Below are 17027 nucleotides of genomic sequence, written 5' to 3' on the forward strand. Positions count from 1 at the left end.
GTAACACCTCCTTACAATCCTAACTTAGATTTATTCATAGTCTTGAACTTCTTATTATTTTTAACTATTGATTCTGCAATACCTGTTAGGCAGTCTGCACAGTCATCGTGTTTATTCTTTCCTTCTCGCTGATATTTAATTACATCTTTTGCAAACTCAGGCCATTTATTCCTCCAAGTAGATGGAACGTAAATATGTTGATTTACCCATGAACTGTTTGACAATATCCTAGCTTTCTTATTTTCTGATTGATGAAACCACTTAACAACTGTTTTATTAGTTGCTAGTTTATCTCTCATGATTCTTTCAACATTTCTTGCGTAACTTCTACCACCATTATTCGATTCAATAAAAGATACATTAATATTATCTCTTGCCATCATTTCAGCTTGTTTCACTTCTGTAGTTTCCATTGACTCTTTTGTGTATAAAACATCTATAATATATGCTTCATCATCAAAAGTTATTCCAAAATCAATGCTACATAAATAATCATCTCCAGTGTCAGCTGTATCCGTATAATTACATCGATATTTAAACTCTGGCAATTTGTCATATGTCTTGAGATTGTATAATTGACCTTTTAAATCTATTGGCTCCTGCTGGTAGTTTGCACTAGCTATATCTTCCCCCATTGCCTTAGTTTTTAGTTCATAGGTTTTTTTTGAAAGTATTTCATTACAAAGCATTGTTCCATCATCCTGCATGGCTTTCATGTTAATGTGTTTTATATTAAACCCTAAATCAGGCAGTTCAGCTAATGCCTTACCTGCTAAATCATCACTAGCCCATCTTGTCATTATAATTATGATTTTTCCATTTTCCTCAAGCCTAGATAACATCGTATTGGTAAACCAATCCCAATGTTTTTCTTTTACAGACTCATTATAGGCTTCCTCAGCGTTTTTAATGAGGTCATCAATAATTAATATGCTTGCACCAAACCCAGTGGCTGTACCGGTTGGTGATGTTGCCAGATAATTATTATATCCACCTTCAAGCGACCACAAATTCATGGATCCATCGCCCTTTTTTATTCGTCTATCCGGAAATATATCTGAATACACAACTTTAGTACTATCAGCCTTTTCTTCCTGTATTGAATTTCTGACATTCTTAGAAAATACAGTAGACAATGTTTCGTTGTATGACCCTGTCATTATTTTCTCCTCTGGGTGCTCCCCAAGTATCCACTCGACAAAACAGCCAGCTGTTCTAGACTTACCATGTCTAGGCGGCTCATTGATTATCAAAACATCATAATCATTTTGCTCATAAAAGTCTTGTAGTTCATTGCAGAGGTCAACTAGGAATTTTCTATTCGGTTTATAGAAATCCGGAGCTTTAAGATTACAATAAAAAAAGAACTCACGTCTTGCAAGTTCTATCTTTGCCCTTTGTCTTATTAAGTGCTTATCCATCATCAATACCAGCTATTTTTAATAGCTCTTCCTTAGTCATTTCTTTGAATTGGTCATTTTGATTCATATCCACTTTAGCCTCTAAGTCTTTTCTATCTCTCCAAATATCAGGTCTTCTATTCTTCAACCAGAAAATCTGAGCTGTAGTATCTGGCTGCACCTCTTTCACAACTTCTTTAGTAATAACCATCTTTGTTCCAACTAGTTCTCTTGTTGTTTCAGTATAACTATATCCTAATGCCCTTTTTAGTAAAGCATTCTCAACTTGCCTATCAACAACTTCTTTTCCCTTTTTTAGGGCCTCCGAAATCTCCGAATACTTCTTTTTCCAGTCATAAAGAGTAGATGTTCTAACCCCCATATTCTTTGCAATTTGTTCGTCTGTTAGACCATCTCTTGCCCAACCTTCAAGCTTTAGCAAGCCTTCAGGCTCTAGCCATTCTTGATATTTACCTTTAGCCATCAGACTCACCACCTTTCTCAACTTTTGCACGTTTTAATCAATCTTTTTATTTGCACGAAAAAAGGACCTCTCTGGGTCCTTTTTTTCTTATAAGTTATTAGTCATCATTACTATATCTAATGTAATTTTTCTATATCATCCTTCATATTTTCCAACTCGTCTTTAGTGAACGGACACCTATCATCATACACAATCTTTATTATACTCTTTATTTTACTTGATGACTTAATAAATAGGCTGACTCCTACTATGGTTAATACTATAAGTACATAGGTCGCAATTTTAAAAATCACAATATTTTTTAGAATGCCTAAAATCAATATCAAATATAGCGCCGAGGAAAGAGAGATTGATACTACTGAAAATTTAAAGTTAATAGATACTAACCTTTCTCTTTCGGCAATTATTCCGCTCCCTCTTAATTCTTGAATTATACTTTCAGATGTAACACTCAGTATTTTACTTTCATTATTCGTACTAAACCCACATAATATTGAATTGATAGTTATAAAAAAAAGAAATATATTACCAAAATCATTAATCCTCACTATTGTATTTTTAATGAAAAGAAAGCACATACATACCAACACAATTAGCACAATTAGATACTTAAATATTTTTTTCATTTTCAGCCCTCCCCCCATCAAAGAGAATACTATTTTTTCATTTTACTAAATATTTCCTTCTTTTCATTGTATGCTGTTTTCAAAGCTGATAGATATTCTGTTTTTAATTCTTCCAAATCATGAGAATGTTTCCTTCCATTCTCATATCTGTATAGTTTTACATCAATCGTGTATTTATAATACAAGGACATTAAATCATATTCTTGTTTCTTTTCATTTTTAGTGCTACCTTTTATTTTAGCTTTGTTTAGTTTTTTGGCTTTTACACCTTCCTTAAGAGAATCTATTGCATTCCTTACAACATCTTTATTATCTAATATAAATTTATCTCTATCAGCTTTTAAATATATACCCACCTTATTTTTATTCTCTTGCATTTGAAGTAGCGTCTTATCATCTAAATTTAATATATGCTTCAAGAAAGAGCTATCTATATCAGCAGATTCAAACTCTATAGATTTTATTTTTGAATAGTCATTTTTATAAAACGCATTTAACCCATATTCATTAGGTATTGGAAATGAAGATACTACTCCTTCACCCTCAAAAATATTCACTATATCATTAAAACTAAAATGTTTCGCCCCTCCTTTAGTATTCGTAATGCATAAAATGTTACTTGAATACACAAAATAAAAATAATTAACTAACTGAATTCCTCTCTTTATCTCCTCTTCTGCCGTCAAAACATCCTCAAGTGAACCACTTTCATAATCTCTTTTACCTATTGTTCCAGCTTTGCTCGGTCTGCCTAACCTTCCAAAGAAAAAAGTTTTATTGTGTTCCAAAACATCAAGAACAATTCTTTTTTCATCATCTTCTTCGTTCTTATCGTACAAGTTTATGCTGATATACTCACTCTTTGATTTACCATGTTTCTTTCCATGTTTCTCTATAATGTTTTTATGTTTTAAATAAAGACTTTCTTTTTCATTTTCTCTAATTTTAACATCATAAAAATACACCGTCTTAACCGCCATTAACTATTTTCCCCCTAATATAATCATTCTTACCCTAACTATACCAGAGGAAAATATTTTCCACAATATATTATTGTCAAATTTTCTAGAAAAATTCAACGAAAAAAGAACATCCTGCCCAAGATGTCCTTTTTTTGAATAAATTATTTTAGGGAGGTCATGAAGCCCGTCTACTTAAGTCAAAGAAGGTGGTAATTAGTGATTCACAATGACTACCACCCTCAACTTCCACAATACCATAATATCACATTTCTATGGCTCATTGTGGCTCATCTTTTAATAATTCACCAAATTTTTGTAATGCCCTCCCATGAAATCTTTTCACTTGCGCATATGAATACCCCATCTCATAAGCTATTTTAATCAAATTATACCCCTTAAGATATTTTCTGTCTAAAATTTCTATGTATCTATCATCCATCATCAAATCTAGTTTAGATACAATATTTCTCTTAATATCAATCTGCTTATCAATCAAAATATCCAACTCTTTCTCATAATCATAGATTTTTGCAATAATGCTAGATAAACTATCTCCACATATTGATGTCTGAACTCTTTCAGATAAGACAGCACTACACTTTTCAGCCTTAGAACGTTCCTCAATAATTTGGTCAATTTTTAATTTTATCTTATACTCGTAAGCTTGAACTTGCATCAAATATTGTTTAGCTGTCATATTCTACCTCTCCAAAATTGATTATTCTCACATGCTCATTATCTAAATTATGATCATAATGATGCAGTATTATTGGCTTTAAAAAACTCAATTCAGAATCAACATAAATAACAACTTCTGTCTTACAAAATCGTTTCATATGAAATGTTATCGCCACACCTTTTTTTGCTAGGTAACAGCTATCAATCATTTTTATCAATTTTTCTTTTTCGTTCAACCAAATCACCTTCCTATTTTTTCAACTCTAATATAAATACCTGGAATATCAGCCCAAAACTTTTCGCATATTAAACTTGCAATTTGAGCATCATCGCACCAAAAACCAACGCTTGTCATACAATCCTGCAATAACTTCTGTGCGTTATCTAGATCAGGCTTAGTGTCTTTGTACTGACCATCTACCTTACTATTTCTCATAGGGTAACACCATTTTACATATAGCCTTAACGATCCTCTAAGCTTTCTAGACGGTTTAAATTTACCTAAGTGACCAATCAGCTTATTTCTTGCCTGCTTAAGTTCAGGCGGCTCGTAGAAGGTTTTATTTTTAAAATTAACTTGCTTTTCTTGATGAGTAACTGTTGGTGGATTCATTGACATAAAAAACTCTATCATAACATTCTCCATTCTTTTCTACCATCCTTTTATAAATGATATTGATTATCTATTAATATTTTTCATAACGGCATTTTTGCTTTAGTCATTAGGCGACCGTGAATAGTTATGTTGGGCGAATGCTTACGCCCAACTAATCTTTCACAGTCTATGACATTTTGTGTCACGCGACAGAAAAATATATATATTATATATATGTTTTTGCCGTCGCACTGCGACAATAACTGAAAATCAGTTTTTGTCACGGGTTTTTGACGCACTGCGACAATAACTGAAATTTATGTTTTTGACGCACTGCGACACGCATGACAAAATCAGTTTTTGTCGCACGTAGTATCTTCTGATTTTCTATGAAGTATACTATGTTTACCTGGACCTTTTTCCTCAGAATCAAATCCACCATGTTCTTTTATTCTTCTCCAAGCAGTTCGCTCTGATACTCCCATTTCTTTAGCTAAATCCTGAATAGTTATATCTTTTCCATCCATCTCCAAGCTTGCGAATGCGATTTCTAATGTATTTTGCCTTTCTTCCTTCTTCTTCTCCTTAGGTTTTCTAGATTCTATTCCTTTCTGCCATGGAGCTTTTTCCGATTCAGGCATCACATCTTTCAAAACACCAGATTCATCAATCTTATGGATTGGATAGTCAAACCATACATTTACAGGATCAAATCCGGCAAACTCTCTAAGTGTACCTTCAATTCTCCATGCAGTCTTTTGCGCTGCCAATCTCATAACACCATCCAATCTTCCCTCTAATTCTATAAACTTACTTTGAGATAATGATTTTCTAGCATGGGATAACATTTGTGCCTTGCTTAAGGTATCATCAATACCAACATTTTCCTCAAAATAATCCTCATTTAGATTTTGAATAGCCAAAGCTAAATAATTTGCTGCAGCCTTTTCCTTTTCATGTTTAATAAGCTCATCAGATAAAGATAGTTCTGTTAAATCTATAAGGGCGTCTGGATCCCTAGCAAATACACCCGATCCGCTAGCTCTGTCCATAGAACGCTTACCACCTTGATATCCTTTTGAATGATGATGGCAGTATATAACAGCACTCCCTAAATCTGTACAAACCTTATCGAATTGATTACAAAAATGAGCCATTTGATCAGCACTATTTTCATCCCCAGTAATAACCTTATATATAGGATCTATTATTATAGCTATATAATCCTTTTTCTGTGCCCTTCTTATTAACTTTGGAGCCAACTTATCCATTGGCACAGACTTACCTCTTAGATTCCAAATATCGATGTTTTTAAGATTGTTTGGCATGATCTCCATTGCATTATACACATCTTTAAATCTATGAAAGCAACTTGCCCTATCAAGCTCCAAATTCACGTACATCACTTTCCCCTTAGCACACTGCCATCCTAGCCACTTATTGCCTTCTGCTATAGCAATACATAGTTCAATTAATGCATAACTTTTACCAGCTTTTGACGGTCCTGCCATAAGCATTTTATGTCCCTGTCGAAGAACTCCATTGATCAAAGGTGGAGCCAAATCAGGTAAATCATTAAAGAATGCATCTAAGCTTTCAGGGTCTGGCAAATCATCATTAACACCCTCTATCCACTCGAACCATTCATTCCAATCCTTTTTTCCAATATTGGTATCAATTAAGAATTGTTTTTTACCATTTCTAATAACTCCAGGCATTCTACTTAATCTTGAAGGGTTTTTATTTTGAATATCTATTTCTAACCCATTTTTCTTACAAACATTATATAGATATTCAACTCTTTTTCTATACTCGTCATAACTTCCAGCATCTACTTTTACTATTGCATGAATTGATTTTTTCCCAGAGTGCACTAAACAAGCAACTGGCAATTCTAGCTCTCTAATGATTGCATTTTGTTTTTCTAGTTCCATTGAATCAGATTCAACAAGTGCATACCTAAAATCAATAACATTATCATTTTTACATCCCTTGCCATCTAGTGGATTAAACCTAATCCATGCACCCACCTCTGGCTTGTAGTCGCCTAATACTGCGCCTATATCATCATTACAGTTGCTAAGCTCTTGAATTAATTGCCCTGCTGTTCTATCCCAATGCCCCTTTTGTGGAATACTTTTGCCTTCAATTTCCCACACAGAAGTTACATATCCTACGTTTTCGTTTGCTTCAAATAATATTTCTAAATACTTTATCAACTCTTTTGAAGGGCTCCAGTTTTGAGGCTCCTCAATATCTTTCCCTTCAATCCAAGTTTTGTCTATTATAACAAGATCATCTTTTATTTCATCATCCCAATCAAGTGAATGACCTTCCCTTTTTAAAACTGGTGTATAACCATTCTCTACAGCCATCTGGTAGATAGTTCCACCCGTTACAGGATTATTACTACCATGAAATCCCATCCATTTAGTAAAGCATTCGCCACTACGGTATCTTTTGCTATCTTTTTGACTCCATCTATCCCAATCCGCAGCAGTGAAACCTTCATGTTTTAATCCCATCCCTACGTTAATCCAATCTTGATAAGATAAACTCGATGGATCAATATATTCAATTAACTCTAATAAATTAGAATGGTAATTCGACATAAGCATCTCCTATACTAGCAGATGGTTTATAATTCTTTGGATTAATATCCTTTGGAATTTTCCAGCCATTGCCTGCTATTCTATCTATTAATTTTCTTGCTGAATTAAATTCCCATGTTCCAACATTCTTAAATCCTCTTTGCTCTAAAAACCTTATTTGTTTTGGAGTTGTAAGCCCTTCATTTCGTCTTACCTCTAATCTATCAAGCAACAATTTTGCTTTTCCAGCGTTCTCTACTTCATCTGGGAATATTCCCATTTTTTCAAGTGTCTTAATCTGTTTTTCAGAAGGAGGGCTCATTTCCCAACCGAATGAAGGAACATAATTCGCTAAATCTTCCGCCTGTATACTCATTTCAAATTGAAGTGGATCAACAAGCTTTCTTTTTCGTTTTCTCATTTCTTCAAGCTTGGCAGCTAAAGCTTCTTCTCTTTGTAAGATAACTTCTTCTTCAGCTATCTTTTCAATTATTTCTAAATCTTCAGGACAACCTGATTCCGTTATTTTATCAGTCATAATTTTGGCAACTTCTTCATTTTGAGCTATTAAATGTGCTGGATGGCAAAGCTCATGTTTTTCTGTATGCCATAAAAAATCTAACACTAATAAATCTTCTTTACCTGAATGAAGTCTTGTACCGCGACCAACCATCTGAGAATATAAAGATCTTACCTTTGTTGGTCTTAAGACTATTACACAATCCACAGATGGACAGTCCCAACCCTCTGTAAGGAGCATGGAATTACAAAGCACATTATATTTATTGCTATCAAAATCTTCTAGCACTTGTGCTCTATTATCTGAATCGCCATTTACTTCCACTGCTTTAAATCCTTTTTCCTGTAGTATCCTGGTAAACTTCTGTGATGTCTTAATCAGTGGTAAAAATACTACTGTTTTTCTATCGCTGCAATATTTAACCATTTCATCGGCAATCTGTTCCAAATATGGGGCTAAGGCGGTACCAATTTCACTAGCCTTAAAGTCACCTGCCTGTTGGCTAACGCCAGTAAGGTCTAACTTCAATGGTATAGTAAGAGCTTTTATAGGTGCTAAAAATCCCTCTTTTATGGCCTTTGGCAGTGTATACTCATATGCCAAGCTATCAAAATATGATCCTAGATTTTTCATGTCACCTCTATCAGGAGTGGCAGTAACACCTAATACATTTGCTTTGTCAAAATGATTTAAAACTCTTTGATATCCTTCAGATATACAGTGATGAGCCTCATCTATTACAATTGTATCAAAATAATCTCTATCAAATTTTTTCAATCTTTTTTCTCTCATTAATGATTGAACACTTCCTACAGTTATTCTAAACCAAGAGCCTAAACAACTACTTTCAGCCTTTTCTACCGAACACTTTAATCCGGTAGCTTTTTCTAATTTATCTGCAGCCTGTTCCAATAATTCTCCCCTGTGGGCAAGAACCAAAACTCTATCACCTTTCTTAACTCTTTCTTCTATAATTTTACTAAAAACTATTGTTTTCCCACAACCAGTAGGTAAAACTAAGAGAGTTCTTAGAACTCCCTTATCCCATTCATTTAATACTGCATTTTTTGATTCCTCTTGATATGGTCTTAATTTCATAGTTAAAAACTCCCTGGTGTAAACGTTGGAGCAGCACTTTCTTTAGGCTCATAAAATTTCTTAATTTCATTTGATTGCATTGTATCTCCACTATTAGAAACCCAGTCTCTTATGCTTACCTTACACCTTCCTTTTGCTCCAATAACTAAATTCCAATTCATCTTTAACGGCTGTCCCTTTTTCTTTTGACCTATTGATGTGAAAAATTCAGACAAAAACCCCTCAGTTCTCTGGTGCAAAAGTAAGCTGTGTTGAATAATATTTACACCTTCAACTGTCTCTATTTTTATTTTAAGAATTGCCTTATTGCATGGTGGCATTTTCTCGCTGCCATTATGTCTAGCTCTTTCAAAAGATATTACCTCAAAATCATAATCTCCTGCAGGCAGAAGTATAAACTCTGGACCTTCTTTGTTTATCTCGTCATCCCATCCTAATTCTCTTTCATTCATTAAATTTGTCATAATTACATTCCTCCTTTAATCATTGCGTAAACTTGTTCCCATGCTCCAACTAATACACCAGAAACGAATCCTGGATCATAATTTTCAATTGGTGTCCCTGAAGGATAATACCCTTTCAGAGATACCACATTTTGTATTTGCTCTACAGTTACATTGTTTTGTATCATCAAATCGTTTAATGCTTTGTTTCCAACTAATTGTTTAGATTTATCATTATCAAATGGTGTGCTAATATCCACTGACTCAAATTTTGCGACATCATTACTTGAATCTGATTTATCGTTACTATCAATCTTATTTATGTTATCAACTTGATCAACTGATTTATTATCATCCTTTATATTCTCATTTTTTTCAATTTTGCTTTCTTTGTGATTATTTTGAATTTCTTTCAATTCTTTATCTCTTAAATCTTTCAAGAAAAATCTTTCTATTTCTTTATAATCAAAGTCTAATTTATCAGCCAATCCTTTTCTATTTTTGGCATCCCAGCTTGGTGTATGAGTCGTATACATAACCCTCTTTCCACCTTGAGCTTTATTTTTACCTTTTACTGCACCTTGATTATCCACATTAATAACATGAGTTTCATAGTTAGCAAATAAAACCATATCTGCCCACTCTTTTAGTAATGGTGCCGTTTTTTTCTGCAACTTTAACTCCCACCTGTCATATGCTCCTAATTCGTCAGGTTGTTCGAATTTTGTTATTTTAGCATGTGCGCATATTACAACATTTATTCCCATATCTACAATGTCCTGCAAAGAATTTAGAAACCTACCAAACTCTTCTTCTAGATAAGTGTATCCTTTTCCATAACCTATTCCCTCTATTCCATTTATTTGAAATTTATTGCAGATTTCTTCAATTATTAACCTTTCAGTCCAGTCAGCTGTATCAATAACTAGTGTTCTGAATTCAGTGTATCCACATTTCAACATTGATATTTGTTGCTTTAAAATAGCATAACTTGAAGGAGTTGGCGTTCTGATTATATCAAGCTCTGAACTGCCTGATTCAACATCTATGAATACAGGTTCTGGGAATTTGGATGCAAATGTTGATTTCCCTATCCCTTCTGGTCCATAAATAACCACCTTTTGGGCTTTTTCCTGCTTTCCTTTAATAAGATCCATTAAAATTCACCTGCCTTCCATTTAGGCTCTTCTATCACATTGTTACTATCTTTATCTAACACATAACCATCTTCTATAATAATGCTGCATTCATCACCCTTTGATACCCTAGTAGCTATTACTTGAAGACCTTCAGACTCTAGCCAAGCACCAAAATCCTTTAAGGTATCAAGATCCATTTGCTCTAACTTATCCATCAATACAAATCCACACGATGGATTTAACTTTCTTACTATCGCAGTAGATACTTTCAACTGGTCGGCTCCACTCATATTATCCCACTTAAAGCCACTGTATAAAAGTTCTCCATCCTCAACCATAAGCCCTGAAAGTGGTAAATTAGCGCTAGCAAGCAATTCTGTTTTTTTCTTCCTTACATCACTTAATTCGCTTGTCAATGAATCATATTGTTCTTTATATTCCTTAGCATCTTCTTCTGCTTTTTCTTTGTATAGATTTGCTCTTACCTTTTCATTGATTTTTTCTATATTTTCAATGCTTGCCTCAAGTTCAGCAGTAGATTCATCATTCAACTCTTCAACTGTTTTTTTCGCATTCAATATTTTTTCTGCTCTGTCATTTAATCTTGACATTACTTCTTTTTTCTTAGCTTCTAATTCGTATATTTTTTCTTCAATATTCTTAAAGGCTTCTTGGTCTGATTCTTGCTCAATTACAAGCGTTCTTAAATTGTCTCTTTGCCTTTGATTCTCACCATTTTTAGCAAGTATATTCTGCTGCTTTTTAATTAAATCAGATGCAGATATTAGAGTTTGAGGGGCATCAGGATAATAAGTCTGTTCCTTCGCAAACTTCTCCTTTTGATCTTTAATCTGACCTATTGCATGCCTCTTATTGTATATTTCAGTTTCCTTTTGCTCTAACTCAAATAACTTATCTCCAACGCCTATTATTTGAAGCAATGTATTTGCCTTTTCTTTATTAGTTTGATTCATAAACTTAGGTAGGTTTAAAGCCAACTCTTCAACAAAACTATCTAATAACTGCTGTCCTGCTTTCTCACCTTTGGGATCTATTACCTTAAGGTCTGAATTTTTACCCTTACGCTCTACAATTAACCCATTATTCATAGTAATCTTTAGATTCGGTGGTATTACTGAACCTTCACGCTGTGCATTAGACGGCTTATACCTATTTCCACCTAGTACCCAAGCTATTGAATCAAGAACAGATGTTTTTCCTTGATTATTATTGCCACCAATTATCGTAAGACCATTTTCTGATGGCTTAAGCTGTACAGCCTTTACTCTTTTTACGTTTTCTATTTCCAATTTATTTATCTTTATCTGTTCCATAAAGCCTCCATTATTCTATTATTTCAGAATGTTCATATGCAAATGCTATCATTTTGTTTAATATTGTATGTTTTTGCAAATCCGTTTTTTCTACAATTTCTTCAATAATGTCCATTGATTCATTGCTAACTCTTACAGTTCTAGCCCATCCATCTTTTGTTTTTCTCTTTGACTTAAAAATTAACTTTTCCATAAAACCTCCAAATATGTTATAATTTAATTAATGTTATTTTTTTGAGCGATTGACTGATATATTTAGTCGTCGCTCTCTTCATTTTCCTCATATAACCATCCCTTATAATCATCTGATTCTAGAAATATTAAATAATCTTGATATTCTTGATTAATCATTTTTTCATCACTCTCTTTAAATATTATCTTGAATAATACTTACTACATCATCAAAAGTTAATCCATATTTATCCATCAACTCTATTAATCTTTCATATGCATCTTTCGTTTTATTATCCATGCTGCACTCCTATTCATTTTATTCCTCAACTTTTATTCATTCACCCATTTTAAATAAGCTGTTATGTATTGAGCGAAAAACTCAATCACAATCAACGCAGCGTATTTTATCGCCCCTAACCAGTCCCTTATTTGCTTATCTTCCATATTCTCCTCCCACTTAAAGCTCTTTTACATTAAATGGATCAGTTACATCTCTACCAACACACCACTCTTTAAATGCTTCTAGGTCTTGTTCTCTCACTTTCCATCTACCTAACTTCATAAATTTCAAAAGACCCGCTTTTTTGTAGTTGTACACAGTGCTTTTATTCACTCCTAAATGTTCTGCTACCTTTTCAACTGTTAGTAATTCTTTCATCACATCTCACCTCACTTTCTAATCTTGGTTTGTTCAATTAGTATATTAGTTCCTACTACTTAAGTCGTTGATTGTGTTTTTAATGCCATAAATCAACGGCTTTCTTCATTAGTCGCCTTAGCTCATCATCTTCTTTTTTTCTAAAAAAACTGATATAATATAAGTAAGAACAGGAGGTACTCACATGAACTTACAAATAATATCACAACAATATATGCTACCAATTTTAATTGGTGTGTGTTCTTCTTTAGCAACTACATACTTAAAAGAATACTTAAATCGTAAAGTCTTCAAACTAAAAAGACTAGAGGAAAAATATCAAAATTTCTACTTGCCCTTTGTTGACCTGTACAACACAAATGTTTTTGGAGCAACTAACTTTACAGACTTCACACCAGAACTACAAAAAGAATTCTATGACATGGTCACTCGGTATGAATATCGTTATAAAGACTCTGTAACTTACGATTTAATTTATTGCTTCAAATCAGCATTCAACATGAAATTCGCACCAGACTTCGACCAAATCATGACTTATGATGATTACGTAAAAAGTCTAAACGATAACTTCAATAATCTTGTTACTCGAATGCTTGACCTACAAGAAAACGCAAGAGAAGAACTCAAGTATTAAATTTACTTTATACCTTTTTTCTCTCTTAACTCCCTGTAGTATCGTTCATATCGGTCTCCGGGGAGTTCTATTTTCTTTTTTTTCTTGAATATTCTAAAAATCTTAAATGAGTATTCCCCTTTAAATCCTTGAATTATAAACCATACTAGGTTGAACAATAAGCAACCAAGCATACCAAGTGCAAATTGTATTAACATCTCTCATCACTCTCCTATCGTTGATTGTGTTCCCTTGTGCTATAATCTAGTTATCAGCATTATTTAATATTAATTTCACCCATGCTATAATGTAATTGGGTATTGCCGTACCCAGTACATATAGAAAGGTGGTGAATTATCATGTATACAAAGAAATTTGAATTTTACTCTGGTTACTGTCCTGAATTTTATGAAAATCAAACCCTAGAGATAACATATGTTGAAGCTAGTGTATTAGGCACTTACAAAAAGCAAAGAAAAGTTTTGAGTGCTAATTGCCCAAATAGCAATCTCTGTAATTTAGGGAATGATTGCCCTATTTTAAAAAAAGCAATCACAGTCATTCAAAAGTAAATATATCTTTCTTAAAGCCCTACCCAACAGTAGGGCTTTTCCTTTGTATCCATGACCCTTCTATCTGCCCAATCTACAATCCCCTCTATTACTTCTTCCGGCACTCTGTCATCATTTAAAAAGCCATTAACAATAGCTATAAGTAACTCCCTTTCAGTTATGATTTTAGTCAAAAACCCTTGGTTTACTGCTACAGACTCGTCTGTAATTACTGCTTGTGTAAAAGTAAGCATTCCCGGAAATTGTCTAACGTATTTTCTCATTCATCTCACCTCACTTTCTTATTTTCTTTTAAAATACTATTAAATAGTAGTTTATTATTAAAAAAAATTAAACTTCAAACACGCCATCATTAACTGATGGAACTTTAACATTATCTTGCGATATTTGGCATATATTACAAAATTCATTAAATTTATTCATGGGTATAGCAGTGTTTCCACTCTCCCAATTAGATATTGTCTTTGCAGTTGTATTCATTTTCTTAGCTAAAACAGTTTGAGTTAAACCTGCATTAACTCTAGCCGCCTTTAAGGTTATTCCCATTTTTACACCTCCTTTACATATTAAAAATAAATTTTACTTTCATTGAAATTTCAATAATAGTAAGGATACAAATAAGTATCAAAATCCAAAATATTGCTTTTTTGTAGTTTTTCATATATAATATGAGTAAGTTACTAGGGGGATTATCTCCCCCAATTCTTAATTATTAAGATGATTATATCTAGCATTTTTTCAATCAAACTTATAATGGCGGTTATTAGTAGGATTTTTGCTAGTTTGTAATCATCTTTTTTATTGCGTTTCTTACTCACTTATCTCACCTCCTGACTATAGTATACTACCATTTAATGGTAGTGTCAACTATTTTTTAGTAGTTTTTTTCTTTTTTTTGAAATTTTATATTGATTTTTTACCTTTAAATGGTATAATATGATTAACGGGAGGTAGATATGAATAATAAAGAAGTATTTTCAAAAAATTTGTATATTCAGTTAGAATTACATAATATGACAAGAGCGGATTTAGCAAGAACACTAGGATATCCTGAAACTACAGTTTCAAATTGGGCAAATGCAGTTAGTTATCCCCGTATCGACAAAATACAAGAAATGGCTGATTTTTTTGGTGTTCTAAAATCTGATTTAACAGAAGATAAATCAACACCAAACTTATCAAATACAAAAAAATTGACAGAAAAAGAGGAACTACTGTTAGACAAATACAATAAATTAAACGATTTTGGTCAAACTGAAGCAATTAAAAGAGTTTCAGAACTTACAGAAATAGAAAAATACACTACAAAAACAGTAATCCATGTTATGGCTGCACACAATGATGATAATAGTCCTGAACAGATAGAATTAATGAGAAAAGATTTAGAGGAGATGGATAAATGGTAAATGCCTCACTATCTGTATACGAGGAAATGCTAGAAGAGGCTTATAAAAATGGACTTATCGTTAAAGAAGTAGAATTGCAAAGTAGCGCTTTAGGGTTAATAAGAGATAATAAAATTGCAATTAATAAAATGATCGATTCTCAACGTGAGAAAAATTGTGTTCTTGCCGAAGAACTAGGACATTATTACACTTCCGTTGGCGATATACTAGACCTAAACAATATTTCCAATAACCAGCAAGAAATTAAAGCTAGGGGAGTGGCTTACAACAAATTAATCCCGTTGAAGAAAATTGGAATTTTTAAAATCATCAAATATGGATTATTATTTTTCTTTGCAATATTTCTTGCGCCTTTGGCAATAGTATTGGCTGGAATATACGGTATATATTATGCGAAGAAAAATAAATTTAAAATACAAGAAAAATTCAACCTACCCAAAAACAAATGGTACTCAAATCCCGTTTTATATTCACTAATAGCTTTTGTTTTATCTTTTTTCGTTGCGGGCAAAGTCGGAGATGCTATATATTTAAACTCATCTCAACAAACAGTAACTCAGCAAACTAAAAAACAGGAAAAAGTTGGTAATGAACATTCTAATAATAATTCTAAAAAAGTTATTGTAGCCGATAAAGAGATTGAAAATAACGATAAAGCTAAGAAAGAAACGGAAACTAAAGAGTCTGTAGATAACTCAATTAATAAAAACACTAACTCTTTCGCTGAGGCAAAAGTAACAAAAGTCGTTGATGGGGATACAATATACGTTAATTTAGATAATAAAGAGTACAAAATTAGAATGATAGGCGTAGATACTCCTGAGACTGTTCACCCTAGTAACCCAGTTCAATTTTATGGAAAAGAAGCTAGTGATTTTACAAAAAACTCACTAAACTCTAAAACTGTGTATCTCCAAAAAGATGTTTCTGAAACTGATAAATATGGCAGACTTTTGAGATATGTGTGGTTGGCACGACCAAATACGAACGAACCAACAGAAGATGAAATTATCGATAAAATGTTTAATGCAAAACTTATAAAAGATGGGTACGGTCAAGCTTATACATATCAACCCGATAGTAAATATAGCGAATTTTTTAATAAATTGCAAAAGGAAGCTAGAAATAACGGAATTGGATTGTGGAATGAAGCTAAATCACAAGAATTTAATCAAACTGCTGATTCAAATTCTACTAACTCAAAATCCGTCAATCCAAATTCAGAAAGCACTGATTCGAGCAATAGCTTTGGAAAGGATTATAGCGCTGACACAACATATGGAAAAATTAAGGGTAATAGCAAGAGTATGATATATCATGTTCCTGGTGGTGCTTCATACAATAAAATTAGTAAAAACAATGTTGTTTATTTTAATTCAGAGGAAGAAGCCCAGGCGGCAGGATACAGAAGAGCGAAAAGATAAATTTTTATAATAAGGAATTATAATTGTACCTTGAAAATTAAATAGTTACAGACACTTAAACATAATTGCATTATTCATGATACTGTAATATAATAGTAATATAACTTGTTGATAAATATGTAGATAAAATGTGGAAAAATAATAAGGAGGTGTAGTAGACATGACTACTCTATTTGAAGTTGCAAAAAACTTTCTTGACAGAGAGCCTAGTATGTCTCTTAAGAAACTACAAAAATTGTGTTGGTATGCATACAGCTGGTTTATTGCTCTAAATAATGAACCAGATGAAGAAAATTTAGCTTTATTGTTC

Annotated in this window: 22 protein-coding genes; 4 read left to right on the forward strand and 18 right to left on the reverse strand. The window is 32.8% G+C overall.

The window, feature by feature from the left end; translation table 11 throughout:
• Window positions 1–11 precede the first annotated feature (11 nt).
• The 14 genes from terL to BM120_RS03720 form a co-directional block, all read right to left on the reverse strand.
• Window positions 12–1421, reverse strand: coding sequence for a phage terminase large subunit (terL, locus tag BM120_RS03655; RefSeq protein WP_091993398.1), 1410 nt, complete (start codon window positions 1419–1421; stop codon window positions 12–14).
• Window positions 1414–1884 carry a transposase gene (locus tag BM120_RS03660; RefSeq protein WP_091993346.1) on the reverse strand — a complete coding sequence of 157 codons (471 nt, stop codon included), beginning with the start codon at window positions 1882–1884 and terminating at the stop codon, window positions 1414–1416. Before BM120_RS03660 ends, terL begins: the two co-directional genes overlap by 8 nt.
• Window positions 1885–2000: 116 nt before the next feature.
• Window positions 2001–2510: a hypothetical protein gene (locus BM120_RS03665; protein ID WP_091993347.1), complete on the reverse strand. Its 510-nt coding sequence runs from the start codon at window positions 2508–2510 to the stop codon at window positions 2001–2003.
• 29 nt (window positions 2511–2539) lie between these two features.
• The gene (locus BM120_RS03670) at window positions 2540–3490 is read right to left on the reverse strand and encodes a hypothetical protein (RefSeq protein ID WP_091993349.1); all 951 of its coding nucleotides are present in this window, start codon (window positions 3488–3490) and stop codon (window positions 2540–2542) included.
• A gap of 259 nt (window positions 3491–3749) precedes the next feature.
• Entirely contained in the window at window positions 3750–4169 is a 420-nt protein-coding gene (locus BM120_RS03675; protein WP_091993351.1) for an RNA polymerase sigma factor sigma-70 region 4 domain-containing protein, read from the reverse strand.
• Window positions 4159–4386: a hypothetical protein gene (locus BM120_RS03680; RefSeq protein WP_091993352.1), complete on the reverse strand. Its 228-nt coding sequence runs from the start codon at window positions 4384–4386 to the stop codon at window positions 4159–4161. The genes BM120_RS03675 and BM120_RS03680 overlap by 11 nt, the downstream gene beginning before the upstream one ends.
• Before the next feature lie 5 nt (window positions 4387–4391).
• On the reverse strand, window positions 4392–4784 hold the full coding sequence (locus BM120_RS03685; RefSeq protein ID WP_091993354.1) for a RusA family crossover junction endodeoxyribonuclease: 393 nt from the start codon (window positions 4782–4784) through the stop codon (window positions 4392–4394).
• Between the two features lie 314 nt (window positions 4785–5098).
• Window positions 5099–7357 carry an AAA family ATPase gene (locus BM120_RS03690; RefSeq protein WP_091993356.1) on the reverse strand — a complete coding sequence of 753 codons (2259 nt, stop codon included), beginning with the start codon at window positions 7355–7357 and terminating at the stop codon, window positions 5099–5101.
• Entirely contained in the window at window positions 7338–8954 is a 1617-nt protein-coding gene (locus BM120_RS03695; RefSeq protein WP_091993358.1) for a DEAD/DEAH box helicase, read from the reverse strand. Before BM120_RS03695 ends, BM120_RS03690 begins: the two co-directional genes overlap by 20 nt.
• Window positions 8955–8956: 2 nt before the next feature.
• On the reverse strand, window positions 8957–9418 hold the full coding sequence (locus BM120_RS03700; protein WP_091993359.1) for a DUF669 domain-containing protein: 462 nt from the start codon (window positions 9416–9418) through the stop codon (window positions 8957–8959).
• 2 nt (window positions 9419–9420) lie between these two features.
• Window positions 9421–10554 (reverse strand): ATP-binding protein, encoded by a 1134-nt coding sequence (locus tag BM120_RS03705; protein WP_091993361.1) that lies wholly within the window; start codon window positions 10552–10554, stop codon window positions 9421–9423.
• A complete protein-coding gene (locus tag BM120_RS03710) occupies window positions 10554–11870 on the reverse strand; it encodes an AAA family ATPase (RefSeq protein ID WP_091993363.1) in 1317 nt (438 codons plus the stop codon). Before BM120_RS03710 ends, BM120_RS03705 begins: the two co-directional genes overlap by 1 nt.
• 10 nt (window positions 11871–11880) lie before the next feature.
• Complete coding sequence (locus tag BM120_RS03715; protein ID WP_091993364.1) at window positions 11881–12063, reverse strand: hypothetical protein; 183 nt, start codon at window positions 12061–12063, stop codon at window positions 11881–11883.
• A 438-nt stretch (window positions 12064–12501) separates the two neighbouring features.
• Entirely contained in the window at window positions 12502–12702 is a 201-nt protein-coding gene (locus BM120_RS03720; protein ID WP_091993366.1) for a helix-turn-helix domain-containing protein, read from the reverse strand.
• A 184-nt stretch (window positions 12703–12886) separates the two neighbouring features.
• On the opposite strand from BM120_RS03720, the gene BM120_RS03725 reads away from it, so the two are divergent.
• Window positions 12887–13336: a hypothetical protein gene (locus BM120_RS03725; RefSeq protein ID WP_091993367.1), complete on the forward strand. Its 450-nt coding sequence runs from the start codon at window positions 12887–12889 to the stop codon at window positions 13334–13336.
• A gap of 2 nt (window positions 13337–13338) precedes the next feature.
• On the opposite strand, the gene BM120_RS03730 is transcribed toward BM120_RS03725, so the two are convergent.
• Window positions 13339–13533 (reverse strand): hypothetical protein, encoded by a 195-nt coding sequence (locus tag BM120_RS03730; RefSeq protein ID WP_091993369.1) that lies wholly within the window; start codon window positions 13531–13533, stop codon window positions 13339–13341.
• Between the two features lie 141 nt (window positions 13534–13674).
• On the opposite strand from BM120_RS03730, the gene BM120_RS03735 reads away from it, so the two are divergent.
• Window positions 13675–13887: a hypothetical protein gene (locus BM120_RS03735; RefSeq protein WP_091993370.1), complete on the forward strand. Its 213-nt coding sequence runs from the start codon at window positions 13675–13677 to the stop codon at window positions 13885–13887.
• 11 nt (window positions 13888–13898) lie between these two features.
• On the opposite strand, the gene BM120_RS03740 is transcribed toward BM120_RS03735, so the two are convergent.
• From BM120_RS03740 to BM120_RS11205, 3 genes are all read right to left on the reverse strand, one after another.
• Complete coding sequence (locus tag BM120_RS03740; RefSeq protein ID WP_091993372.1) at window positions 13899–14150, reverse strand: hypothetical protein; 252 nt, start codon at window positions 14148–14150, stop codon at window positions 13899–13901.
• Window positions 14151–14217: 67 nt separating this feature from the next.
• Window positions 14218–14433 carry a helix-turn-helix domain-containing protein gene (locus BM120_RS03745; protein ID WP_091993373.1) on the reverse strand — a complete coding sequence of 72 codons (216 nt, stop codon included), beginning with the start codon at window positions 14431–14433 and terminating at the stop codon, window positions 14218–14220.
• A gap of 143 nt (window positions 14434–14576) precedes the next feature.
• Window positions 14577–14705: a hypothetical protein gene (locus BM120_RS11205; RefSeq protein WP_278335324.1), complete on the reverse strand. Its 129-nt coding sequence runs from the start codon at window positions 14703–14705 to the stop codon at window positions 14577–14579.
• Window positions 14706–14843: 138 nt separating this feature from the next.
• On the opposite strand from BM120_RS11205, the gene BM120_RS03750 reads away from it, so the two are divergent.
• Together BM120_RS03750 and BM120_RS03755 are read left to right on the forward strand one after the other, a co-directional pair.
• Window positions 14844–15293, forward strand: a complete 450-nt coding sequence (locus BM120_RS03750; RefSeq protein WP_091993375.1) for a helix-turn-helix domain-containing protein — start codon at window positions 14844–14846, stop codon at window positions 15291–15293.
• Window positions 15287–16717, forward strand: coding sequence for a thermonuclease family protein (locus tag BM120_RS03755; RefSeq protein WP_091993376.1), 1431 nt, complete (start codon window positions 15287–15289; stop codon window positions 16715–16717). Before BM120_RS03750 ends, BM120_RS03755 begins: the two co-directional genes overlap by 7 nt.
• Window positions 16718–17027: the final 310 nt, after the last annotated feature.

The sequence above is a fragment of the Peptostreptococcus sp. D1 genome (assembly GCF_900112955.1).
In the GTDB taxonomy this organism is placed as follows: Bacteria; Bacillota; Clostridia; order Peptostreptococcales; family Peptostreptococcaceae; genus Peptostreptococcus.